Annotated in this window: 21 protein-coding genes; 9 read left to right on the top strand and 12 right to left on the bottom strand. The window is 67.3% G+C overall.

What is annotated here, in order from left to right; translation table 11 throughout:
* Positions 1–94: 94 nt before the first annotated feature.
* From PXJ20_RS28440 to PXJ20_RS28455, 4 genes are all read right to left on the bottom strand, one after another.
* Positions 95–739, bottom strand: coding sequence for a 2-hydroxychromene-2-carboxylate isomerase (locus PXJ20_RS28440; RefSeq protein ID WP_421029227.1), 645 nt, complete (start codon positions 737–739; stop codon positions 95–97).
* 62 nt (positions 740–801) lie between these two features.
* A complete protein-coding gene (locus PXJ20_RS28445; protein ID WP_421029228.1) occupies positions 802–2313 on the bottom strand; it encodes an efflux transporter outer membrane subunit in 1512 nt (503 codons plus the stop codon).
* Between the two features lie 2 nt (positions 2314–2315).
* Entirely contained in the window at positions 2316–5531 is a 3216-nt protein-coding gene (locus PXJ20_RS28450; RefSeq protein ID WP_421029229.1) for an efflux RND transporter permease subunit, read from the bottom strand.
* Positions 5528–6778, bottom strand: a complete 1251-nt coding sequence (locus tag PXJ20_RS28455; protein ID WP_421030909.1) for an efflux RND transporter periplasmic adaptor subunit — start codon at positions 6776–6778, stop codon at positions 5528–5530. Before PXJ20_RS28455 ends, PXJ20_RS28450 begins: the two co-directional genes overlap by 4 nt.
* Before the next feature lie 345 nt (positions 6779–7123).
* Here PXJ20_RS28455 and PXJ20_RS28460 point away from each other — a divergent pair, with 345 nt between their 5' ends.
* Positions 7124–7765 carry a TetR/AcrR family transcriptional regulator gene (locus PXJ20_RS28460; protein ID WP_017775936.1) on the top strand — a complete coding sequence of 214 codons (642 nt, stop codon included), beginning with the start codon at positions 7124–7126 and terminating at the stop codon, positions 7763–7765.
* Between the two features lie 34 nt (positions 7766–7799).
* On the opposite strand, the gene PXJ20_RS28465 is transcribed toward PXJ20_RS28460, so the two are convergent.
* The 6 genes from PXJ20_RS28465 to PXJ20_RS28490 form a co-directional block, all read right to left on the bottom strand.
* Positions 7800–8030 carry a DUF2795 domain-containing protein gene (locus PXJ20_RS28465; RefSeq protein WP_042298739.1) on the bottom strand — a complete coding sequence of 77 codons (231 nt, stop codon included), beginning with the start codon at positions 8028–8030 and terminating at the stop codon, positions 7800–7802.
* Positions 8031–8137: 107 nt separating this feature from the next.
* On the bottom strand, positions 8138–8413 hold the full coding sequence (locus PXJ20_RS28470) for a hypothetical protein (protein WP_042298740.1): 276 nt from the start codon (positions 8411–8413) through the stop codon (positions 8138–8140).
* Positions 8414–8818: 405 nt separating this feature from the next.
* Positions 8819–10156, bottom strand: coding sequence for a C45 family autoproteolytic acyltransferase/hydolase (locus PXJ20_RS28475; protein WP_421029230.1), 1338 nt, complete (start codon positions 10154–10156; stop codon positions 8819–8821).
* Positions 10157–10421: 265 nt separating this feature from the next.
* Entirely contained in the window at positions 10422–12155 is a 1734-nt protein-coding gene (locus PXJ20_RS28480) for a ClcB-like voltage-gated chloride channel protein (RefSeq protein WP_421029231.1), read from the bottom strand.
* Positions 12156–12379: 224 nt separating this feature from the next.
* Complete coding sequence (locus tag PXJ20_RS28485; protein WP_017775931.1) at positions 12380–13117, bottom strand: glutathione S-transferase family protein; 738 nt, start codon at positions 13115–13117, stop codon at positions 12380–12382.
* 238 nt (positions 13118–13355) lie between these two features.
* The gene (locus PXJ20_RS28490) at positions 13356–14504 is read right to left on the bottom strand and encodes a YeiH family protein (RefSeq protein ID WP_421029232.1); all 1149 of its coding nucleotides are present in this window, start codon (positions 14502–14504) and stop codon (positions 13356–13358) included.
* A gap of 154 nt (positions 14505–14658) precedes the next feature.
* Between PXJ20_RS28490 and PXJ20_RS28495 the strand changes: the two genes are divergently transcribed.
* The 8 genes from PXJ20_RS28495 (at position 14659) to PXJ20_RS28530 (ending at position 22705) form a co-directional block, all read left to right on the top strand.
* Positions 14659–15576, top strand: a complete 918-nt coding sequence (locus PXJ20_RS28495) for a LysR substrate-binding domain-containing protein (protein ID WP_421029233.1) — start codon at positions 14659–14661, stop codon at positions 15574–15576.
* A gap of 201 nt (positions 15577–15777) precedes the next feature.
* A complete protein-coding gene (locus tag PXJ20_RS28500) occupies positions 15778–16662 on the top strand; it encodes a sugar phosphate isomerase/epimerase (RefSeq protein ID WP_421029234.1) in 885 nt (294 codons plus the stop codon).
* Between the two features lie 64 nt (positions 16663–16726).
* The gene (locus PXJ20_RS28505) at positions 16727–17761 is read left to right on the top strand and encodes a sugar kinase (RefSeq protein WP_421029235.1); all 1035 of its coding nucleotides are present in this window, start codon (positions 16727–16729) and stop codon (positions 17759–17761) included.
* Between the two features lie 98 nt (positions 17762–17859).
* A complete protein-coding gene (locus tag PXJ20_RS28510) occupies positions 17860–19185 on the top strand; it encodes an MFS transporter (RefSeq protein ID WP_033351294.1) in 1326 nt (441 codons plus the stop codon).
* Positions 19186–19189: 4 nt separating this feature from the next.
* Positions 19190–20158, top strand: a complete 969-nt coding sequence (locus PXJ20_RS28515) for a 2-hydroxyacid dehydrogenase (RefSeq protein ID WP_421029236.1) — start codon at positions 19190–19192, stop codon at positions 20156–20158.
* Positions 20155–21237 (top strand): LacI family DNA-binding transcriptional regulator, encoded by a 1083-nt coding sequence (locus PXJ20_RS28520; RefSeq protein ID WP_421029237.1) that lies wholly within the window; start codon positions 20155–20157, stop codon positions 21235–21237. The genes PXJ20_RS28515 and PXJ20_RS28520 overlap by 4 nt, the downstream gene beginning before the upstream one ends.
* Positions 21238–21381: 144 nt before the next feature.
* A complete protein-coding gene (locus PXJ20_RS28525; RefSeq protein WP_421029238.1) occupies positions 21382–22209 on the top strand; it encodes a YhfC family intramembrane metalloprotease in 828 nt (275 codons plus the stop codon).
* 130 nt (positions 22210–22339) lie between these two features.
* Entirely contained in the window at positions 22340–22705 is a 366-nt protein-coding gene (locus PXJ20_RS28530) for a DUF3022 domain-containing protein (protein WP_026121683.1), read from the top strand.
* 108 nt (positions 22706–22813) lie between these two features.
* On the opposite strand, the gene PXJ20_RS28535 is transcribed toward PXJ20_RS28530, so the two are convergent.
* A complete protein-coding gene (locus tag PXJ20_RS28535) occupies positions 22814–23251 on the bottom strand; it encodes a PGDYG domain-containing protein (RefSeq protein ID WP_017775921.1) in 438 nt (145 codons plus the stop codon).
* A 5-nt stretch (positions 23252–23256) separates the two neighbouring features.
* Positions 23257–23742, bottom strand: coding sequence for a Spy/CpxP family protein refolding chaperone (locus tag PXJ20_RS28540; RefSeq protein WP_421029239.1), 486 nt, complete (start codon positions 23740–23742; stop codon positions 23257–23259).
* Between the last annotated feature and the right edge of the window lie 96 nt (positions 23743–23838).

A 23838-nucleotide genomic window follows, 5' to 3' on the forward strand; every position in this document is an offset into this window, starting at 1 on the left:
TCTGGGGATAACTGGCCGGCAGTGCGTCACCATCCGCGCGGACGCCTGATGCAGGTGGCCCGCACTTGTCTCTCCGCTTAGACGCTCCAGGCGCTCACGCGCTGGTCCGGCCCGCCGCCCACGCGATCACATCTTCGAGCCGGTCGTTTCCCCAGAACATCTCGTCGCCCACGAAGAACGTCGGCGCGCCAAAAATGCCGCGTTCGATTGCGGTCGCCGTTTGCGTGCGCAGCTTCGCGCGGTGCTCGTCGCTCAGCGCCGCGGCAACGATCTCGTCGGCAGGCAAGCTCAGGCGGTTGAGCGCTTCGTGTACCGCTTCGGGTGTGTCGATCTCGCGATCCTCGGCGAAGTTCATCTGCATGATCTCGCGGCACCAGGCGCCGATCCACGGCTCTCCCGCGGCGAAGGCGGCCACCCGCATGGGCAAGAGCGCGCGGCGCGGAAAGGTGGACGGCCACGTCCACGGCAGACCGTATCTGGCGCACAGGCGCTCCATGTCGCGTTTCACGTAGGCGCCTTTTTCCTTCTGCACGACGAACGGCGGTCCTGACCAGCCGAGCCGCTCGAACACGGGCCCGAGCAGGAACGGTTGCCATCGCACCGGGACGCCGGCTTCGGCAGCCGCGTGCTCGATCCGCATGACGCTCAGGTAGCTGTAGTTGCTGGCGAAGTCGAACCAGAAGTCGATTTCGCGCGGCGCGGTGGGTGCGATGGATGTTGAGCTGGGTCGTTCGGACATGGCGACGTCTCCGGGTTCGCTACGCCGCAAGCATAGCGCTGTCGGTGCGCACGAGCCGACGGTCAGCGCGCTGCCGTGCTTTCGCTATTGCCCGTATCGCCGCTCGCCCGCTGCGCAGACGCGGCGGGTGCCGCCTCTGCGCGAGGCGCGGGCGGATCGCCCATCGCCTGGAACAGTGCCGCCGTGTCCGAGAGACGCGCGCCCGTATAGCGGATCTCATCGAGCTGCGCGTTGCGCCACTGCTGCTCCGCGGAGCGCGCAGCCGACGGCGGCAGCGCGCCAAGACGCTGGCGCGCCGCGGTCTCGCCGAATGCGCCTTGCGCCGCGCGTGCCGCGGTGCCCGCCGCCGCGAGCGCCTCGGCGTCGTGTTCGAGCGCGGCGAGCGTATTGGCCACGTTCTCGAATGCGGCAAGCACGGTTTGCCGGTATTGCGCGACGGCCGCGTCGTACGATGCGATCGCGGCGCGCCGTTGCGCGAGGAGCGCTCCGCCATGAAACACCGGCTGCGAGAGCGACGCGCCCACGCTCCACAGCGCGCCCGCGCCGGAGAGCATCGCGGGCCAACTAAAGCCGCCTTTGCCCATCGACGCCGTGAGCGAAAGGCTCGGGAACATCTGCGCCGTGGCCACGCCGACGTCGGCTGCCGCGGCCTTCAGCGCGGCACTCGCGGCGAGGATGTCGGGACGCGACTGCAGCAGGTCCGAGGGCACGACGACAGGCACGTCGCGCGGCACGTCGAGGCTCGCGAGGTCGAGGTCGGGCGGGGCGGCGTCGGGCGTGCGGCCCAGCAGCACGGCAAGCGCGTGGCGCGTGGTGAGCCACTGCTGGCGAAGGCCGGGCAGGCCCGCCGCGAGCGACGCGGCGTTCTGCTGGGCGGCGAGCACGTCCGCATGCGCGAGGGCGCCAAGCGCGTAGCGCTTCTCGCGGTCGCCTGCTTCGTCGTTGGCGAGTGCGACGAGCCGCTCGGTGGCATCGATCTGCGCATGCAGCGCCGCCGCCGAGATCGCCGCGGACACGATGTTGGCCGCCAGCGCCCGTCGCGCCGCATCGAACTGGAACGCCTGCATGCCGACGCGTGCCGCGAGCGCCGCGTTTTCGAGCCGCGCCGCGCCGAACAGGTCGAACGTGTAGCTCGCCTGCAACTGGCCGACGAACACGTTGTAGAGCACCGTGTTCGGTCCTGCTTCCGGAATGCCGAGCGCGCGCTCGCGCGTGGCCTGGCCGCCCGCGTCAATGGAAGGCAGCAGCGACTTGCCGATCTGCGCGCGCAGTTGCTCGCGGGCCGCCGCGAGGTTGCGGTCAGCGGCCGCGAGCGTGGGGCTGTTGCGCAAGCCCTCATCGACGAGCGCATCGAGTGCATCGGAACGGTACAGCTTCCACCATTCGGGCACGGGCCTCGCGCCCACCACGAAGGTCTGCGCGACGCCTTGCGCGGACACGGTCTGCGCAGGCTGCGCCGCCGCGCCGTAGTGTTCGGGCTGCGGCATGGCCGGCGGATTGCCGTTCGGACCGAAGGAACAGGCACTGAGACTTGCCGCTGTCGCGATGGCGAACAGGACCACAGGCGTCTTCATGATCAGTTCCCCGTATGTTCGTCGGACGCACGCGGGCGGCGCTCGCGTTCGTTCTCACGCTCGCCCTCAGTTTCGTCATTGCGCACGCGGAACGACGCCGCATAGAGCGCGGGCAAATAGAAGAGCGTGAGCACCGTGGCGCTCGTGATGCCGCCCATCAACGCCGTAGCCATCGGCCCGAAGAAGTTCGAGCGCAACAGCGGTATGAGCGCGAGCACGGCAGCAGCCGCGGTCAGCGTGATGGGCCGGAAACGCCGTACGGTGGCGCCCACGATCGCATCGAAGCGCCGGTGGCCCGCCGCGATGTCCTGTTCGATCTGATCGACGAGGATCACCGAGTTGCGCATGATGATGCCGAACATGGCGATCACGCCGAGCATCGCGACGAAGCCGAAGGGCTTGCCGAAGAGCAGCAGCGTGGCCACCACGCCGATCAGGCCGAGCGGCGCCGTCAGCACGACCATCAGCACGCGCGCAAAGCTCTGCAGCTGGATCATGAGCAGCGTGAGCACGGCGATGATCATGATCGGCATCTGCGCGTTGATCGACGCCTGGCCCTTCGCGCTTTCCTCCACCGAGCCGCCCACCTCGATGCGATAGCCCACCGGCAGCGTGGCGCGAATGGGTGCGAGCGACTGGTCGATGCTTTTCGTCACGTCGATGCCCTGGGCGTTGCCTGTCACGTCCGACTGCACGGTGAGCGTGGGCTGCCGGTCGCGTTCCCAGATCACGCCGTATTCGAGGTCGGGCTTCATGCTGCCGAGCGCGCCGAGCGGCACCGGACCGTTCGGCGTGGGCATGGCGAGCGTCGTCAGGCGCTCGGGGTCCACGCGTTCGCGCTGCGGGGCGCGCAGATCGACGCTGATCAGCTTGTCCGCCTCGCGATACTGCGTCACGGTGTAGCCCGAGAGCGTCATGGCGAGAAAGCTTGCGATGTCTTCCGAACTCACCCCCAGTTCGCGTGCTTTCTTCTGGTCGATCTCGAAGCGCATCGAACGTTCGGCCGGTTCGTCCCAGTCGAACTGCACGTTGACCGTGCGCGCGTCGTCGCGCATCTTTGCGGCCACACGTTCGGCGATGGAACGCACCGTCGCGATGTCGTCGCCGCTCACGCGGAACTGCACGGGATAACCGACAGGCGGTCCGTTCTCGAGCCGCGAAAGCCGCGTGCGCAACGCAGGGAACGTGTCGCGCAGCATGGGTTCGAGCCAGCGCGCAAGCTTCTCGCGCTCTTCCACCGACTTCGCCGTAATCACGAACTGCGCGAAGTTGGGCAACTGCAACTGCTGGTCGAGCGGCAGATAAAAACGCGGCGCGCCGGTGCCGACGAAGTCGATGCTGTGATCGATCTCGGGCCGACCTGCAATTGCTTGTTCGAAACGCCTGGCCTCGCGCAGCGTCGCCTCGAACGACGCACCTTCGGGCAGCCGCAGATCGACGAGCAATTCGGGACGGTCGGAACTTGGGAAGAATTGCTGCGCGACCTGCGTGAAGCCCGCGAGCGACACGATAAAGAGCGCCACGGTGATGGCCAGCACCACGAAGCGCCGCTCGATGCACCAACTGACCCAGCCGCGCAGGCGGTCGTAGAAGCGTGTGTCGTAGATGTCGGTGTGCTCGTGGTCGTCGTCGTGTCTGGCGGGATCGTTGGCCGCGTGCGCCGGCCGTTTGCGTTCAGACAGCAGGTGATAGCCCAGCAGCGGAATCAGCACGACGGCCGCGAGCCACGACGCGATCAGCGCGATGGCGGAGACCTCGAAAATGGAGCGCGTGTATTCGCCGGTGCTCGACTTCGCGAGCGCGATGGGCAAAAAGCCCGACACGGTGACGAGCGTGCCCGTGAGCATCGGAAAGGCGGTGCTCGTGTAGGCGTAGGCCGCCGCACGCGTGCGGTTCCAGCCCTGTTCGAGCTTCACGGCCATCATTTCGACGGCGATGATCGCGTCGTCCACGAGCAGGCCGAGCGCCAGCACGAGCGTGCCGAGCGACACCTTGTGCAGGCCGATGTCGAAGAGGTACATGCAGAGCGCCGTGACGGCAAGCACGACCGGAATCGAGATCACCACCACCATGCCCGTGCGCACGCCGAGTGAGACAAGGCTCACGATCAGCACGATGGCAACGGCTTCGGCCACGGCTTCGAGAAAGTCGTCGACCGAGCGCGAAACCGCATGCGGCATGCTCGACACCTGCACGAGCTTGAGTCCCGCCGGTAGCCGCGCCTGCAATTCCGAGGTCTGCGCGTCGAGCGCCTTGCCGAGGCGGATCACGTCGCCGCCCGGCTGCATCGTGATGCCGATGCCGAGTACGGCTTTGCCCCCTGAGCGCATCTGCGTGACGGGCGGGTCGTCGTAGCCGCGCCGGATCACGGCGATGTCGCCGAGGCGAAACGAGCGGTTGTTGATGCGCACGAGCAGATCGGCGAGCGCTTTGACGTCCTTGAACTGGCCGCTCGGGCGCACGAACACGCGGTCGTCGGCGGTGGTTAGCGTGCCCGCGGACGTGACGGCGTTCTGCGAATTGATGGCCTGCGCGAGCTGCTGCGGCGTGATGCCGAGGCGCGTCAACTGCGTGTTCGATATCTCGATGTAGATGTGCTGGTTCGGGTCGCCGAAGTAGTCCACTTTCGCGACGCCGGGCACGCGCAGCAGCACGGTGCGCAGTTGGTCCGCGTAGTCGTGCAGCTGCGCCGGTGAAAAGCCGTCGCCTTCGAGCGTGTAGATGTTGGTGTAGACGTCGCCGAACTCGTCGTTGAAGAACGGGCCTTGCACGCCGGGCGGCAGCGTCGCCGCCATGTCGCCCACCTTCTTGCGCACCTGGTACCAGGTCTGCGGCACCTCCTTCACGGGCGCGGAGTCTTTCATCGTGAAGAAGATCAGCGATTCGCCGGGGCGCGAGTAGCTGCGCAGGAAGTCGATATAAGGCGTTTCCTGGAGCTTGCGGCCGATGCGGTCGGTGACCTGTTCCTGGACCTGACGCGCGGTGGCGCCGGGCCAGAAGGTCTGGATCACCATCACGCGGAACGTGAAGGGCGGGTCTTCGGACTGCGCGAGCCGCGTGTAGGCCAGCACGCCGAACAACGTGGCAAGCACGATCACGAACACGACGAGCGCCTGGTGGCGCAGCGCCCATGCCGAGAGGTTGAAGCGTTGGGTGGCGCCGGTTTCGGCGGCTGCACCCACGCCTGAATGGGTCCCTTCCTCGCGTGCGGCCGTCATGACGCGAAGTCCTCAGGATGCAGCGGCGCCACGGGCCGGACCTGCTCGCCGGCCGCTACCGTATGCACGCCTTGCAGCACGACGCGCTCGCCGCTCGCGAGCCCCTGCGTGACGGCGATGGTGCGCTCGCCGTAGCGTGCCACGGTGACGCGGCGCAGTTCGAGTGTGCCGGTGTCGGCTGCGGCGCCTGCATTGGCCGCGTTCGCCGTGTTTGCAGCGCTGGCCGCTTGGCCGGCATGGCTGTTCATCCGCACAACCCACACGGCCGGCGCGTTGCCGTCGTGAAAGAGGGCCGTGGCGGGCAGCGTGAAGGTCGGGCCGCTCGACTGCACGAATGGGGTGGATTGGCCGGCCTGGCTGGCTTGGGGCGACTGGGAAGCTTCAGCGCCCGTCATGCCATTCGCACTCGCGAAAACGACGTTCGCCGTCATACCGAGCCGAACGTCGGCGCCCGCATGATCGAGCGTGAGCTTCACGCGATACGTGCGGCTCTGCGGATCGGCCGCAGGTGAGACTTCGCGCACGCGCGCAGCGAAAACGCGGCCCGGCAGGGCCGGCAGCGTCACCTGCGCCGCGCGTCCGGCCGCAAGGCCGCCCACGGCGTTTTCGGGCACATCGCAGACCACGTCGATGTCGCCGGTCCAGGCCAGCGTGTAGACCGCCTGGCCCGCCGCGACGTTCTGCCCCGTATCCGCCTGCTCGGCGGTGATCACGCCGTCATGGTCGGCGTGCAAGGTGGCGTAGCGAAGCTGGTCGCGAGCGAGCGCGGCTTGCTGCGCGGCCTGGTCGCGCTGGGCGGCGGCGGATGTGTAAGCGTCTTCGGTCTGTTCGAGCTGAGCGGGCGCGATCAGTTGCTCGCGCGCCTGGGCGCGGTCGCGATCGAGCTGCTGCTTCGCATACACGAGCCGATGCTGTGCCGCCTCCAGCTGCGCCGCGGCGCTCGCGGCGTTCTTCTGCACGTCGGCGGGGTCGAGCTGCGCGACGGTCTGCCCGGCCTTCACGGTATCGCCGAGGCGTACGCGCCGCTCGACGATCTTGCCGCCGATGCGAAACGACAGCGGCGTCGAATAGCGCGACTGCACCTCGCCGGGCAGCGACACCATGACCGGCGCGCCATCCGGTTGCACCGCGACGGCGACGACGGGCCGCGCCGCGGGCGCGATGTCGGCCGGCTTGTGGCAGGCGGAGAGGAGGGCGAGGGGGGCGACGAGGGCGACGAAAAGCGTCCGGGTGCCGCGGCGCAGCAGCCGCGCGGTGTCGCGCGTGGGTACCGCAGCCCCGGCGCGGCGGGAGTGTCTTGTTGCGAAGGGCCATACGTCACAACCGGGATGATTCACATCGACCTCGACTGGAGAAACGGCCCCGCGCCGACGCGAGCGGCGCAGGGCCGGACGCGGCAAAAGACGAGGCAAAGGCAGAGCAGAAAGCAGGGCATAGCGGCAGGCCACGTCGATCGCGATCCGATCTCGAACAAAGAAGCGGAGCGACGGCAACGCTGCGCGCATTCCGACTACAGCACTGGATTCTAATACAGTGTTGTATCTGAGTGTGAGAGTGCATCCGATTTTTTGTCCCGGTGCTAGACTGCGCACATGAAACGCAAACGACTCACTCGCGAGCAAAGCCGTGACCAGACGCGCCAGCGTCTGCTCGACGCTGCGCAGGCGATGTTCATGAAAAAGGGATTCGTTGGCGCAAGCGTGGAAGACATCGCGCTTGCCGCCGGCTACACGCGCGGGGCGTTCTACTCGAATTTCCGCAGCAAGCCGGAGCTTCTGATCGAGCTGCTGCGGCGCGACCACGAGGAGATGGAAGCCGGGCTCAACGCGATCTTCGACCCGGCACTCACGCGCGAGCAGATGGAAGCGAAGGTGCAGACCTACTACAGCCGTCTGCCGCAGGACAACAAGTGCTTCCTGCTATGGGTAGAAGCGAAGCTGCTCGCGGCGCGCGAAGCGCGGTTTCGCGTGCGCTTCAACGAATTCATGAAGGAAAAGCGCGAGCACCTGGCGGCCTATATCAACGAGTTCGCGCGCCGCGTGGGCACACCACTGCCGTTGCCGGCGGACGTGCTGGCGCTGGGACTGATCGGGCTGTGCGACGGCGTGCAGTTTCTCGCCACGGCAGACCCGCAGAACGTCTCGGAGCCGTTCGTGGAGAACGTGCTGGCCGGTTTCTTCAGCCGCGTGGTGTTCGGGCGCATCCCGTCTGCCGGCGGTGAACCCCAGGCGTGACACTCGCGATTGCGCTCGCCTGCGCTGTCCGCGGTCAGACCGACAACCCCGGCCCGTAATTGCTGCCGATCAGCCGCGTGACGGCCGCAATATCCGCGTAATCCTGCTCCGGCAGCCCGTCCAGCATCGTCAGCACTTCATTGCTCGCGCCCGCGGCGCGGGCCGTGTCCACGAGCGCGTCCTTGTTCGCCGGCCACGCCACTGCGCGCAGCACATCGGCGATTTGCAGGTCGATGGATTCGTCGGGAATGTTCGAAGAGGGCATGCTCGCGTTCCTTGTTGGCGATCCTGAACGGCATAGTAAGGCTGCGTCGGCAGCGGGGCGATGCGGCTTGGTGTCTTGGCTGCGGCCCAACAGGCGTCGCAAGCCGTTCACGTCTGCAGATGCTCGTGGGGCGCCACGAAGTGCCCGAGATGCCGCGACGGCGGTAACGTAATGTGCTGCCAGCGTTGCGGGCCCACGTTGGCGTCGACGGGAACGTCGGGCGCGGGCGGGGCCACGGGAGCCGCATTCGCGAGCGCCGCGGCGCCAGCGGTGAAGGCAGGGGACCGGGCAAGATCGGCGAGACTTTCGCGCGCGGTGTGAACCGGCGCGGCGAAACACGAAGCCGACAGCAACACGGCGGTCATCAGCGTCGAGGTTTTCATCGCTCGACCTCCTTTCTCATGCAGCTCCGTGGGAGCTGCAGCAAGTGCCGTGCCATTTCATCCGCGCTCGCCGCGCTTCGCGCCGTTGCACGGCAGCGGCGCCGTGCCGGCACCTCATACAGGAAGGGCCGGCGCACGCACGCCTGGCCCAAGCCTTTCGCGCGGCACGAAGCGCGCCGCAACAGCCGGGAAAACGTACGGGATGCCTCATCATGGCAGGATGGCAAAAACCCGTCGCGAACGGACGTTCGATATTCCGGCCACTGGCATGAAGCCGGTCGTTCGATGCAGGTTCAGCGCCGGTTAGTCATCGTTTCGTCGTAGTTTTGCGGGCTCTTTGGTGGACACCGACAGGGCATTCCCCGGTTCCTGCGGGCTTCGCCGTGCGCGCCGTGAACCGCCGCTTCAGCGCAGCACGTCGAAGCGCGTCCACGGCCACGATGGCCGGTCGCGCATGTAGCCGTTCAGCCAGTTCCACTGCGGATGCCGCTTCATGAACGACTGGGCGTCGAACGGCCGTCCGCACGGATGCCCCCAGCGCGCCCAGAAGGCGAGGTCGCGGGCCATCTCGCTGTCTACCACCTTGCCGTCGTTGGCGCCCCATGGGTTGAACGGGCCGTGATCGGTACCGCCGAAGCGCGCGTCGTCGAGTTCCAGGTGACCGCAGATGGTGCGCGAGCACGGGTTGTCGCTGCGGTCGAGATAGACGTCGTGATGATCCGCGATCATCTGCTTGGCGACTTCGATGTCGATCTTGCCGCGATGCAGTTCCTCCAGCTGCATGAAACGCGTTCGGCGCGCGCCGTTCTTGCGCACGTCGGTGTAGTCCTCGCCCTCGCCGGTGCATTCCTGGTTGCGGATCTTGAGGTCGGTGGCCGTGTTGTAGCCGCTGTAGAAGCCGTCTTTCGTGCTCTCGAAGCCCGAGTAGTGCAGCCCCAGTTCGTAGCGCGCAATCTCGCCCGTCTTCGTGTCGCCCAAAAGCCAGCTGTTGGCGTAGCCGCCGTTGTTCGCCACTGCGAACATCTCGCACCATTCGCCGATGCTGTTCGCGTATTGCGTGGCGCGCCGCGATCGATAGAACTCGGGTGCGCCGGCCGGGTTGTAGCCCACGAAGTTGGAGATGGTGGTCTCGGTCACCATGAGGCCCGCCGAGGTAACCCAGAAATCGGTGAGGCTGGAAATGCAGCCGGGCAGCCCCTGCATGAGGATGCGGTGGCCGCTGTCCGGCACGATATCGAACACGACGTTGAACGCGTCGCCCGCCGCGTAGCGGTCCCACGAGTTGTGCGCCATGACGATGCGGCCGTCGCGCGTGGCGCTGCCTGTGGCGATGAACGCGCTGCAGTGATGGCCGCGCCGGCCGCGCCAGGGCTTCGCGGCCAGATGCGGCTGCTGCGCCGCCACATGCGTGGGCCACCAGCTTTGCAGCAGATCCATGTAGCCGTTCCACGCGAGCACTTCGGAGAACGGCAGCTTCGCGCCGTCGGCAATGCCCTGGATTTCGTCGGCGTATTCGGTGCCGAGTCTCGGCGCGAACTGCGAGACGGCCGCGTTGACGAAGGTGTCGAAGTCTTCGCCCGTGTCCCATTTCGCGAGATAGCGCGCGGTGCGGATGGCGTTCTGGATTTCGGCCGCGAGCAGCTGGCCATGCTGCTCGCCGCGGTCGTACGGCTCGCCTTCGATATGCAGGAAGATCCAGCCGGCGTGATCGCGGCGTACGGCATCGATGGACGGTTCGCTCATCTTCGCTCCGGGACTGCGCTGTCTCCGGCCTGCACGGCGCGCCCGGCAATCCGCGCGGCATGCGGCTTCTGGTTCGCTTGGTTCGTTCATTGTAGAGAATCTGTCCGCCGATGCCAGCCCTCGCGGCCGCGCGCCATCGGGCGCTTGCCGCGCCGCACGGGCTTCTGCGCGCACATGCCGGATGGCGCCAGGGAAAATGCCGAGTGGGTTGCGGGCAAGCCCGCGGTGTGCGCAACAGGTCGCCAGCGAAAAGCTTCGCCGGCGCTCAGCGCACCGGGTTCATGCGGCAGTACGCATCGAGCAGCGACGTCTTGTAGACCACGCCCGCCAGCGTCGGACACTGCAGGCTTTCCACCACGGGCAGCCGCTCGCCCTGGAACGCCATGAAGTGCTGGAGCGCGACGCCGATCGGCATGTCGGGCGTGAGCACGTCGAATTGCGACTGAAGGTAGTCCGCGGCGGTTTTGGTGGACGTCTCGCGCTTTTCGAGCAGGTCGGAGGTGATGTCCTTGAGCGCGACGACGCCCAGAAACCGGTTCTCGCGATCGGTCACGTAGAGGTACTTCACGGGGTATTCGAGGAACACGCGCGTCATGTCCTGCACGGTCGCGCTGGGCGGCACGACGGTGGCCGCCGGGCGGATCAGTTCGCGCATCTGCGTTGCGCGCAGTCGCATGCGCTCCTGCTGCTCGCGATTGCGATGCAGCGTGATGTCGTACATCGAGGTCTTGCCGATCGCGCGCGCCACGAAGTACGCGACCACGCACGAGAGCATGAGCGGCAGGACCACCTGGTAGCTGAGCGTCATCTCGAAAATCATGAGGATCGCCATCAATGGCGCTTGCGTCGCGCCCGCGAGGAAGGCGCCCATGCCGACCATCGCGTAGGCGAACGGCGCCGAGGTCGCATGCGGCCAGAGCGCATGCATGCCCTCGCCGAACAGCGAGCCGAGCACTGCGCCCACGAAAAGCGTCGGCGTGAACACGCCGCCCACGGCGCCCGAGCCCACCGTCGCCGCCGTGGCAACCAGCTTGAAAATCACCACGGTGGCGAGCGCCGTCCACGTCCACGGCGAATGCAGGATGGAGTTCACGACGCTATAGCCGTTGCCCCACACCTCGGGCACCCAGACCGAGAGCACCCCGACCACGAGCCCGCCGAGCGCGAGCTTCACGGGCAGCGGCAGCGCGAGCCGCGCGAAGCCTGCCTTGGCGCCGTCGAGCAGCCGCAGGAACTGCGGCGCCATCGCGCCGCACAGAATGCCGAGCGCAACGAACAGCAGCACTTCGAGGCCCGCGATAGGCGGGAACACCGGCATCTGATAGGGCGGGCTGTAGCGTGTGAACTCGCGCATCGTGATGTTCGCCACCACCGACGACACCACCACCGGCCCGAAGCTTTCCATCGCGATGGAGCCGAGCACGATTTCGGTGACGAAGAACGCGCCCGCAATCGGCGCGCTGTATGCCGACGTGATACCGGCCGCCGCGCCACAGGCAACGAGCAGGCGCAAACGCGGCGGGTCGAAGTGGACCCAGCGTCCGATCAGCGATCCGGCGAGCGCGGCGAGCTGCACCATGGGGCCTTCGCGGCCGATCGAGCCGCCGCTCGCGATCGTGAAGAGCGACGACGCGCTGCGCCACAGGCTTTTCCAGACCGGCACGACGCCATCGCCGATGGCCACCGCTTCCATGTAGTCGATATGGTTGCCGCGCTCCGAACCGCGGCGCGCCACGAGGAGCAACAGGCCCGCCACAAGACCACCCAGGGCCGGCAGCACGATGCGCACCGCGGGCGGCAATCCGCGCGCGATCGCGACGAAGCTGCCTTCGGTACCCGAGAACACCAATTGCAGCAGCGCGATCGCCTCGCGAAAGGCGATGGTCGCGAACGCGCCCGCCATGCCGACGATCACGGACCAGACGAGCATGGTGTGCGCGTCCGAGAGGCGGAACAGGGTTTGAGCGCGGGTGCGCAGTTTCAGCAGGAAGGACAGCACGGGCGGCGGTCGGTCGGGAAAGGTTGGAGGAGGGCCGCGCGGGCGGGCGTTTCAGGGGCCATCGAATCTGGCGCAATGAGTTCTGGGTGACGAGTCTCGCGCAATGAGTCGGGTGCGATGAATCCGGCGCAACGAACCGGGCGCAACGAACCGAGCGCAAGAATAGCATCGCAGTCGCGCAATGCGATGCCTTGCGCGGCTCGGTGCAACCCGCGGCGCGCCCTTCAGCGCGAAGCTTTGTCGAGCTCCGGGTAGTGCCGGAAGATGCACTGCTCGTTGTGCGGCAGACGGCGATCCGAGGCGAGGTAGGCCGCGATGTTCGGGCGCGTCATGACGGCTTGATAGAGCGCGGCAAGCCGCGGGTACTGCTCGTCGAAGCGCTTCGTTGCCTTCGGGAACGCGTAGCGCAGGCCGTCGATCAGCTGGAACATCGAGAGGTCCACGTAAGTGAGCGCGCTGCCCACGAGGTGCTGGTCGCCCTCGGGGTTCTGCCGCAGCACGCGTTCGAAGTAGCGCATGAACTTCGGGATGCGATGGTCGATGAAGTCGGAGGCGCGCGTCTTCGCGGCTTCCTTCTGGTCTTCGTAATAGAGGCTGCTCGCGAGCGGGTGATGCGTGTCGTGGGCCTCCGTCACCATGTCGGCGATGGTGAGCTGCAGGCCGTTCGCCACGTAGCGCAGCCCCTCGTCGCGCGGCAGGAGGCCGAGCTTCGGGCCGAGGTACAGCAGGATATTCGCGGTTTGCGGAACGATCAGGTCGCCGTCTTTCAGAAAGGGCGGCGCGAAAGGCGGATGCGGCTCCGAGCGGCTGCCGAGCACCGCCATCATGGCGCTCGTGCCGAGCCCTTCGTCCTCGGGGCCCCGCGCAATCTCCACGTAGTCGGCGCGCGCTTCTTCGAGCGCAAGCCGCACGAATTCGCCACGGCCTTGCAGGCCGTCCCAGTAATACAGTTCGTAGGCCATCGATCGTTCTCCGGTGTTGCCGCACAGGAAGGGATGCGAGCCGACAGTATCGCGCGGCGTCGCCCGGCGTGCTGAATATGCCGGATGTGCCGAACGTGTCGGCGAACATCTCCAGATGCGGCGTGCCGCGCGCGAAAAACGACGAACCCCCTGACGACGAACGCCCCGCACACGGCGGGGCGCTCAGAGGCAAGACCGACGAGGAGCGAGGGGGCGGTCGTTCCATTCAACGAGGGCGTCAGTGGAAGATGCGCAGCACGCCCCACGTAATCGCGAAGCCGCCGAATATGAGCCAGGCGTAGACAATGAGCCCCGCCGTCAGCGCACGCGGACCGGCCTCGCGGATCTGCGACACGCGGGTTTCGATGCCGAGCGCCGTCATGGCCATGGTGAGGGCGAAGGTGTCGAGCGTATCGAGCGTCTGCGTGGCCGCGGCCGGCAGCACGTGCATCGAGTTCACCACGACGAATGCGAGGAAACCGAGCGCGAACCACGGCACGGCGATCTTGCGCGCCTTGGGGGGGGCGGCATGGCCCGATGTGTGTCCATGCGTGTGCTCATGCCCGTGCTGATGCGAACGAGCGGCGTCGGCGGCTTCGTGTGCCGCGCCGCTCACCGTGCCGCGTGCCGCGCGGTTGAGCCACACGCCGAGCAGCAGGAGCACCGGTACGAGCAGCATCACGCGCGTCATCTTGACGATGGTGGCGATATGCGTGGCTTCCGGGCTCACGTTGCTCGCGGCGCCCACCACCTGGGCCACCTCGTGAATCGTGCCGCCGAAGAAGAGCCCCACGCCTTCGGTGTCGAGCGGTAGCCAGCCGGCGTGGTAGAGCACGGGGTAGAGGAACATCGAAAGCGTGCCGAACAGCACCACGCTGCCCACGGCCATCGCGCTCTTGTGCGGCCTCGATTGCAGCGTCGATTCGAACGCGAGCACCGCGGCCGCGCCGCAGATGGCGCTGCCGGCCGCCGTGAGGATCGCCGTGTCGCGGTCCAGCTTCATCAGCTTCATGCCGACCCAGGTGCCGATGGCGAGCGTGCTGACCACGACGAGTACCGACACCGTGAGCCCCGGCAGTCCCACCTGAGCGATTTCCTGCAGGCTCACGCGCAGCCCGAAGAACGCGACGGCAATGCGCAGCAGCTTGCGCGCGGAGAAGTTGATGCCGGCGTTCCAGCTTTCGGGCATGCCGTCGCGCAGCGCATTGCCGTACACGGCGCCCGCGACGATCCCGACGATGAGCGGGCTCATGCCGAGCCCTGCAATAGCCGGCAGCGAAGCGAGGCTCGTCACGGCCGCCGCGAAGAGCGCGACGAACAGGATGCCGTTGAGTTGACCGCGCGTCGACGAGCCGGACGCGAGCGCAGGGGTAGAGGCGGTGGACATGATGATCGGCCTTGGTGAATGACGCAAAGCTGACGGGTCCCGGGTGAAAAAGGGGCGCAGGGCAGCGAACGGCCTAATCCTAAATTGGATATATCGATATGAGAAATCGTCATTTGTGACGTACGATATCGGGAAATCCGATAGTCGAATGACGATGACGCCAGATCAGCTTATAACCTTCGCCGCCGTAGCCGAGCACCTCAACGTGAGCCGGGCCGCCGACGCCCTGCACCTCTCGCAGCCGGCCGTTTCGGGCCAGTTGAAGCTCTTGCAGGAGGAGATCGGCGAGCCGCTGTACCAGCGCGACGGCCGTGGCGTGCGCCTCACGCCGGCAGGGCAGCAACTGGCGGCCCATGCGGTGCGCCTGCGCGACACCTGGCGCGAGGCGCAGGCCTTCCGCGACGCGCTGCGCGGACTCGAACGCGGCACGCTGCGCATTGGCGCGAGCACGACGCCCGCGAGTTATCTGCTGCCGTACCTGCTCGCGGATTTCCACCGGCGCTATCCGGAGGTCTCGCTCGAAACCATGAGCGGTAATACCGGCGACGTAGTGGGGTTGCTCGGCACGCTGGATATCGCGCTGATCGAAGGACCGGTCGGCATGGATTTGCCCGTGGACACCACCGCCCACGAGTGGAACCAGGACGAGGTGGTGGCCATCGCGCCGCGCGGGCACGCACTGGTCTCGGGCGACGGGCAGTCGTCCACTGCCGCGGGCGATGCCCGGATCACGCTCGCTGCGCTGGGGGCATGTCCGCTGGTGCTGCGCGAGGCGGGCTCCGGCGTGCGGCAGACGGTGGAGCGCGCGTTCGCGCGAGCCGGCGTGCCTATGCGCGTGGCGCTGGAAGTGGCCGGCGTGGAGGGCGTGAAGGAGGCCGTGCGCGCCGGCATGGGCGTCGGTTTCGTCTCGGCGATGTCGATGCGGCACGAGGACGGTGCGCTCGCGCAGTTGTCGCTCGCGCCGGAGCCGCTCACGCGGCGCTTTTCGATTCTCGTGCCGCACGCGGCGGCGGCCTCGCGGGTCGCGCGGCGATTTCTGGAGCTGTGTCTTGCCGGCGAGGTGGCCGGCTGATCACGGCTTGCCGCGGGTTGGGCTGAGCGAAGACGCTGGACTAACGCGCCAGGGATTTCCACTATGGCCTTGTCACTATGCCCGGCGCACTATCACAACCAGTTCTGGAACCGGTTCCAAGATTCATCGAAACGATCCTGCCGCTGTCATGCTGGGACGCTGCGGGAAGCCGGAAATAGCGAAAGAAAGGAGGGCTGTCCCATGACCGAAGTGGTAATCGTGGCAAGCGCGTTTGGCGCCGACGCCGTACGGCGCGACGGCCACCGGGCGTGGATTGCGACGGCCGCTGCGGCCGGGGCCTCGGGCTTCGAGGTGCGCCGCGAACTGATTGTGGACGAGGCCGGCGTGCAGCCCGCCGCGCTGCGTGAACTCGGTGCGGCTATTCGGGAAGCGGGCATGTGGCCGGTCTGGTCGACGCCTGCTGCGCTTTACAGGGCCAATGGCGCGGCTCAGGACGTGGCCAACGGCGCGACCGACAGCACGACCGACAGCACGACCAAAAGCACGACCAAAAGCACGACCAAAAGCACGACCAAAAGCACGACCGACAGCGCACCCGCCGGCACGCTCGACGCCACCGCACTGAGCCGCGCGCTCGACGAAGCCGCGGCGCTCGGTGCGCGTTTCGTGAAGCTCCAACTCGGCGCCTTCGCCGGCGAGACGCACGCGGCAAGCATCGCAGCGTGTCTGCGTGGTCGGGATACGCGGTTGGTCGTCGAAAACGGGCAGTTGAAGGAAGGCGGCATGGCGGCCCAGTTCGTCGCGTTCTTCGAGGCGCTCGAAGCGCAAGGGCACGGGCGCCTCGCCGGCATGACCTTCGATATCGGCAACTGGCAGTGGACGGGCGTGGCGCCCGCAGCCGCGGCGCAGAAACTCGCGCCCCATGTGGAGTACATCCATTGCAAGGCGGTAGCGGGCGAGGGCGCGCGGCGTTTCGCCGTGGCGCCTGCCGCGGACGACCCCGTGCTCGCGGCTGTCCTGCCGTTGCTGCCGAGGCACGCGCCTCGCGGCATCGAGTTTCCGTTCCACGCCGGGCGCGTGGCCGAAGACGCCGTGCGCTACGTCGAATGGCTCGCCGCCGCTTGAGCAGGGCGTGCAGCGCGACGCGAAGCACGGCATGAAGCACGACGTGAAGCAGGACAGCAAACCCATGACAGATACCCCACTCGATGTCGTTACCTATGGCGAAGCGATGGCCATGTTCGTTGCCGCCGAGGCCGGAGCGCTCGCGCGCGTCGGCCATTTCACGAAACGCGTGGCGGGCGCGGACCTGAACGTCGCGATCGGTCTTTCGCGGCTCGGCTTCAAGGTGGGCTGGATGAGCCGGGTGGGGCGCGACTCCTTCGGCGACTACGTGCGCGATACGCTGGAAAAGGAGCGCATCGACCAGCGCCGCGTGCTCACTGACGAACGCTACCCAACCGGCTTCCAGTTGAAATCGAAGACCGACGACGGCACCGACCCGGTGGTCGAATACTTCCGCAAGGGTTCGGCCGCGAGCCATCTTTCGCCCGACGACTACGACGCCGACTACGTGCTCGGCGCGCGTCATCTGCACCTGACGGGCGTCGCGCCCGCACTCTCGGCAAGCTCGCGCGACCTCGCGTTCCGCCTGGCACGCGAAATGCGCGCCGCGGGCAGGACCCTCTCGTTCGACCCGAACCTGCGCCCCACGCTGTGGCCGTCGCGCGAGGCGATGATCGAGACGTTGAACGCGCTTGCCGCGTACGCGGACTGGGTGCTGCCCGGCATCGGCGAGGGAAAGGTGCTGACGGGCTACGACCGGCCCGAAGACATCGCGCGCTTCTATCTGGACGCCGGTGCGCGCGCCGTGATCGTGAAACTCGGTCCGCAGGGCGCCTACTACCGCACGGCGGACAGCGAGGGCACGATCGCGGCGCAACGCGTCGACAACGTCGTGGACACCGTGGGCGCCGGCGACGGCTTTGCCGTGGGCGTGGTGAGCGCGCTGCTGGAAGGCCGCCCGCTGCCCCAGGCGGTGGCGCGCGGCAACCGCATCGGCGCGCTCGCGATCCAGGTGATCGGCGACTCGGAAGGGCTGCCCACGCGCGCGCAACTCGATGCGCTCGAAGTGGCTGAAGGCGCTGAAGGGGCCGGCGCCAACCAGACCGACGCCACCGCTTCATTGGACAACCACAACAAGATGTCGGCAACGGCGCACTGACGCAGGGCGCACTTGGGGGCACCTCGGGGCCACTTCGCGCGCCCGTACGCCTCAATCCGTTGAACGATGCTTTCATTCACTGCATGAAGGAGACACTCATGGGTTCGTCCACACTCGCCACTCTCGCGCCACGCCGCTGGTGGGCGATCATGCCGATCGTGTTCATCACGTACAGCCTCGCCTATCTCGACCGCGCGAATTACGGCTTCGCTGCCGCGGCGGGCATCAATCAGGATCTGGGCGTGAGCAAGGGCCTCTCGTCGCTGATCGGCGCGCTGTTCTTTCTCGGCTACTTCTTCTTCCAGATTCCGGGGGCCATCTACGCCGAGCGCCGCAGCGTGCGCAAGCTCGTGTTCGTGAGCCTCGTGCTGTGGGGCGGGTGCGCGGCGCTCACGGGCATCGTGCGCAACATCCCGGCGCTCATTGCGATCCGCTTCGCGCTCGGCGTCGTGGAGGCGGCCGTGATGCCGGCCATGCTCATCTTCATCAGCAACTGGTTCACGAAGCGCGAGCGCTCGCGTGCCAACACGTTTCTGATTCTCGGCAACCCCGTCACGGTGCTGTGGATGTCGATCGTCTCGGGCTACCTCGTGCACTCGTTCGGCTGGCGCCACATGTTCATCGCCGAGGGCCTGCCCGCCGTCGTGTGGGCCGTGGCCTGGTGGTTCATGGTGCGCGACCGGCCCGAGCAGGTGGCGTGGCTCTCCACCGAAGACAAGCAGGCGCTCGACGCCGCGCTGCGTGCCGAACAGGCCGCCATCCGCCCGGTGCGCAACTACGGCGAGGCGTTCCGCTCGCCCGCGGTGATCAAGCTCTGCGCGCAGTATTTCTGCTGGAGCATCGGCGTCTATGGCTTCGTGCTGTGGCTGCCGTCCATCCTGAAAGGCGGCTCGACGCTCGGCATGGTGGAGACGGGCTGGCTCTCCGCGCTGCCGTACCTTGCCGCGACGATCGCGATGCTCGCGGCGTCGTGGGCCTCGGACCGGCTCAATCGCCGCAAGGTGTTCGTCTGGCCGTTCCTGCTGATCGGGGCTGCCGCGTTTGCGGCTTCGTACGTGATCGGCACCGGCACGGGCACGCACTTCTGGTTCTCGTATGCGCTGCTCGTGATCGCGGGCGCCGCCATGTATGCGCCTTACGGACCGTTCTTCGCGATCGTCCCCGAACTGCTGCCGAAGAACGTGGCCGGCGGCGCGATGGCGCTCATCAACAGCATGGGTGCACTCGGCTCGTTTGTGGGCTCGTATGTCGTGGGCTATCTGAATGGCGCGACGGGCTCGCCTGCGGCATCCTATGCGTTCATGAGTGCGGCGCTGGTGGCCGCGGTGCTGTTCACGCTCGCGGTGAAGCCGCAGCCGCCGCAGCCACAGTCGCACGAGGAAATCGACGGGCGCAGGCTTGCCACGCCCATGCAAGGAAAATGACCGGATGAAGAGCAGGATCGTCGCCTACAAGCCGTTGCCCGCCGACGTGCTCGCCTTTTTACGCGAGCACGCCGACGTGATCGAAGTGGACGCCGCCCGGCACGATGCGCTCGTCGCCGCACTGCGGGAGGCGGACGGTGCCATCGGCGCGAGCGTGAAGATCACGCCCGCCATGCTGGACGGCGCACAGCGGCTCAAGGCGCTTTCGACGATCTCCGTCGGCTACGACAATTTCGACGTGCCGGACCTCACGCGGCGCGGCATCGTGCTCGCGCATACGCCTGACGTGCTGACCGAATCGACGGCGGACACCGTGTTCTCGCTGATTCTCGCCACCGCGCGGCGCGTCGTGGAGCTGGCGCAGTGGGTCAAGGCGGGGCACTGGACGGGCAGCATCGGGCCCACCCACTACGGCACGGACGTGCAGGGCAAGACGCTCGGCATCGTCGGGCTGGGGCGCATTGGCGGCGCCGTGGCGCGCCGCGCGGCGCTCGGCTTCAACATGCGCGTGCTCTACACGAACCGCAGCGCGAACGGGCAGGCGGAGCGCGATTACGGCGCGCGGCGCGTGGAACTGGCGGAACTGCTTGCCGCGTCGGACTTCGTCTGCCTGCAGGTGCCGCTCACGCCCGAGACCCGACATCTGATCGGCGCGGCCGAATTCCGGCAGATGAAGCGCAGTGCCATCTTCATCAACGCATCGCGCGGCGCGACGGTCGACGAAGCGGCGCTGATCGACGCCCTGCGCGCCGGCACGATTCACGGCGCGGGGCTCGACGTGTTCGAAGAAGAGCCGCTGCCGGCCACGTCGCCGCTGCTCGCCCTGTCCAATGTGGTCGCGCTGCCGCACATCGGGTCGGCCACGCACGAAACGCGTCACGCGATGGCGCGCTGTGCGGCGGAAAATCTCGTCGCGGCGCTGGCCGGCACGCTGGCCGTCAACGTCGTCAACCGCGGAGTGCTGGCACGATGAGCCGCACGCCTGCCCAACCCTCGGCGGCGTCGGCAACGCCGATGTCGCCCCGCCGCGCGACGATCAGCGACGTCGCGCGCGAAGCCGGCACCGGCAAGACCAGCATTTCGCGCTACCTGAACGGCGAGTTCAACGTGCTCTCGGCGGAGCTGCGCGCGCGCATCGAGGCGGCCATCGAACGTCTGGACTACCGGCCGAACCAGATGGCGCGCGGCTTGAAGCGCGGCCGCAACCGGCTGATCGGCATGCTGCTCGCGGACCTCTCGAATCCGTACTCCGTCGAAGTACTGCAAGGCGTGGAGGCGGCGTGCCAGGCGCTCGGCTACATGCCGCTCATCTGCCACGCGGCCAACGAGGTCGAGATGGAAGGCCGCTACCTGCAACTGCTCACGACGTATCGCGTGGAAGGCGTGATCGTCAATGCACTCGGCGTGCGCGAGGCGATGTTGAAGCCCGTGGGCAGCGGCGGGATTCCGTCGGTGCTGGTGGACCGTACCGTGGAAGGGCTCGACGCCGACATGGTCGGGCTCGACAACGAAGCCGCCGTGCGACTTGGCACGGCGCATCTGCTGGAGCGCGGCTACGAGGAGATCGTGTTCGTCGTGCAGCCGTACGAGCACGTGAGTTCGCGGCGGCGTCGCGTGACGGCGTTTGAGGACGCCATGCGGGCGACGCCGCAGGTTCGTGCCGACACGGTGGTGCTTGACCTGCAGAACGACGAAGCGGCGCGCGCTGCGCTCGCGGCGCTGGACGAGCGCATCGGTAAGGGCGCGGAACGGCAGCACGATGCACGGCCACGCATTGCGCTCTTCGCGGGCAATGCCCCGGTAGCGCTGCGCATCGCGCTGCATCTGAATGCGCGCTACGGTGTGCAATGGCAGCGGCGCGTTGGACTCATCGCATTCGACGATCCCGATTGGGCCGAACTGGCCGGCATCACGACGATCCGCCAACCCACGCGCGCCATCGGCTATCGCGCCGTGGAGTTCCTGCATCAGCGCATCGAGGGCCTCGCCGACGTCGCGCGCGAATGCGTGTTGCCGGGCGAACTGATCGTGCGCGCCTCGACCGGCGGTTGAGCCGACGCGGCGTGGTGACATCCACGAGGCCGCGTATCGTCGCGGGCAGCCGCCTGGCCTGAATCGATAATCTGCGATCATTCGGTCTGCGGCGCGCAGGCGGGACACTTTCTGCATGGCGTGCCGGCTGTCTCAAGGACCCTCATGACCGTATCGCCTTTCACGCTTACCTGTCTCTCGCTCGCGACGCTTGCCGTCGCCGCTGTTCCCGTTTTGCTGTACCGGCGCCTGCGCGAGCCGCTCGGTTTCGACCGGCGGCCCGCCATCGCCGGCATTGCCGTCTTCGCGCTCTTTGCCATGGTGATCGAGCGCGCGCTCAACGACTACCTGCTGAGGCAGAACCCGATCACGTCGGCCTGGCTCATGCAGCCTGCGGCGTTCGTCGTGTACGGCGCGCTCGCAGCCGGCATCTGCGAGGAGGTGGGCCGGTTCATCGCGATGCGCATGCTGCTGAACCGCTTCGGCCGCGGCCGGCAGGCGGGGGAGGGCGACGGCATGGGCTTCGCTTACGGCATCGGTCACGGCGGCGCCGAAGCGTGGATGATCGGCGTGCTCGTGCAGGTGCAGTGGATCGTGTTCGCCGTGCTCGAGAATCGCGGCCAGCTCGACGGCTATCTGCCCAACGTGTCCGAACCGGCGATGATGCGCATCCATCTGATTCTTGCCAGTCTCTCGCCGGCCACGGCGGGCATTTTCGCGCTGGAGCGGCTGGCGGCACTCGCTTTTCAGATCGGGCTTTCCGTGTTGATGTGGCAAGGCGTGCGGGCCGGCTGGCGTGGCATCCTGCCGCTGGCCATCGCAGTCCATGCATTGATCGACGTGCCCGCTGCGCTGTTTCAGGCTCACGTGCTGCCGCTTGCCGTGGTGGACGGCGGCTACGCGCTGACGGGCGTGGCGGTTGCAGGCGTGCTGGCGAAGCGGGTGAGCGATGCACGAAAGACGCGCGCCATGCGGCCTGGACAGACGGTTTGACGGCTCGCCTGGAGAGACGGTTTGACGCCGCGCCTGGACGTGGCACCAAGCGGCACGAAAGGGCATGAAGCCCCACGAAGGACGGCACGATCTCTGGCGCCGCCCGACACGACAACTTGATGGGCAGAAGATGGAAGGCTACCAGTACGAATGCGCGAGCCCGGAGTTCGAGGAGCTTGCGCGCGTCATCACCGATCTCTTTCCGGAACAGACACGCTTTGTCGAGCACCCCGCCGACGACGGCACGCCGCAACTCACAGTGCACTGGGTCGCAATGCGGTTCGGCGCCACGGCCCGGCGCATCGCGCTGACGATCGCGATCACGCCTGCGGCACTGGCGCGCTACCGGGCTTTGCCGGCGCGGCTGCGCGGACGCAGCTACGCGGTGCTGAGAGCCTATGTGGAAGCCGAGCTGGGTTCGCTCGAAGAACAGTATGCGAAGGGCGAGGCGGTGCCGCGCGAGGTAACCGTGGCACCCGGCGACGACTTCGCCTGAACGAAGCCGTCGCGCGTCTGCACAAGCAATGCTGCTGAAAGGAAGCGCGAGGGCCGAAAGGGGTTGTGCGAGCAGTACGCGAGGCGCCTGCGAAAAGCGGCTCGGCGCTCAATCCGCGCGGCGATAGACCTTCGCGAAACGTTCCGCCTTCACCACGCCATAGTCGCCGGGCGCGTACTGCATGACCCAGTCGCCGGCCGTGCCGTGCAGCACGTCGCCGCCGGCGGCCGAACGCGCAATCGAGAATGCTTCGTCCATCTGTCTGGCGAGCACCACGACCGGGCGATTACGATACGACCCCGGCTCGCCATGCGGCAGTGCCGGGGCGGCCGGCAGATACTTCGCGTCGAAGCGTTCACGCGACACCACCCAGCGCTCGCCGCCTGAACTCGTGATGAGCGCGTCGCCGCGCACATAGCGGTTCGGGCCTTCAAGGCTCATCAGCTCGCCTTCCTGCGTGGCGAATTCGACCGTGACGGTTTCGTCCTTGACGACGCGCTGTGCGGCCGGGTCCGCGCGAAGGTCGAGATGTTCGAGTGCGATCATCGTGCTCACTGCGCCTTGGACGGCTGCGGCGATTGTGGCGATTGCGGCGCCTTGCCCGAACGGTGACGGCGCGATGCCTGCCGCTCGTGGAAGGTCTGGTCCGCAAGCTTCTTCTGATCCGGCGAGAAGCTGTTGTAGAGCGGCTCGAAGGCATCGACGAGCTTCTTCATGCCGTCCGCATGAGCCTGCGTGATCTGCGCGTACTGTTTCATGTCGTCGAGCGCGGTGCGGTTCGTATCCGCCTTGCGCTGCTCATAGAGCTGCGCCATGGTCTGACCGTTGCTGCGCATGACGTCGGCGAAGGCGTTCCATTGGCTTTCCTGCTGCGGCGTGATCTTGAGCGCCGAATGCAGATACGTGATGCGCTGCTCGACGTGCTGTTCGCGCATGGGCGCGCTGGCGGCGGCCGGCGCCGAGGCCGGTGCGGCGCTTTGCGCGAAGGCGCTCGTCATCGAGAGAACGGCGGCGAAAACCACGAGGGTTTTTTTCATTGTTGCTCCTTGGAATGTTGCGTAGCGAGGCAGGGCGCATTGCTGAAAGAGATCCACTGCGAAGACCCGCGTGGAAAGGCCGCTGCGCCTTGGGCG

The sequence above is a fragment of the Paraburkholderia sp. A1RI_3L genome (assembly GCF_048957895.1).
Lineage (GTDB): Bacteria > Pseudomonadota > Gammaproteobacteria > Burkholderiales > Burkholderiaceae > Paraburkholderia > Paraburkholderia kururiensis.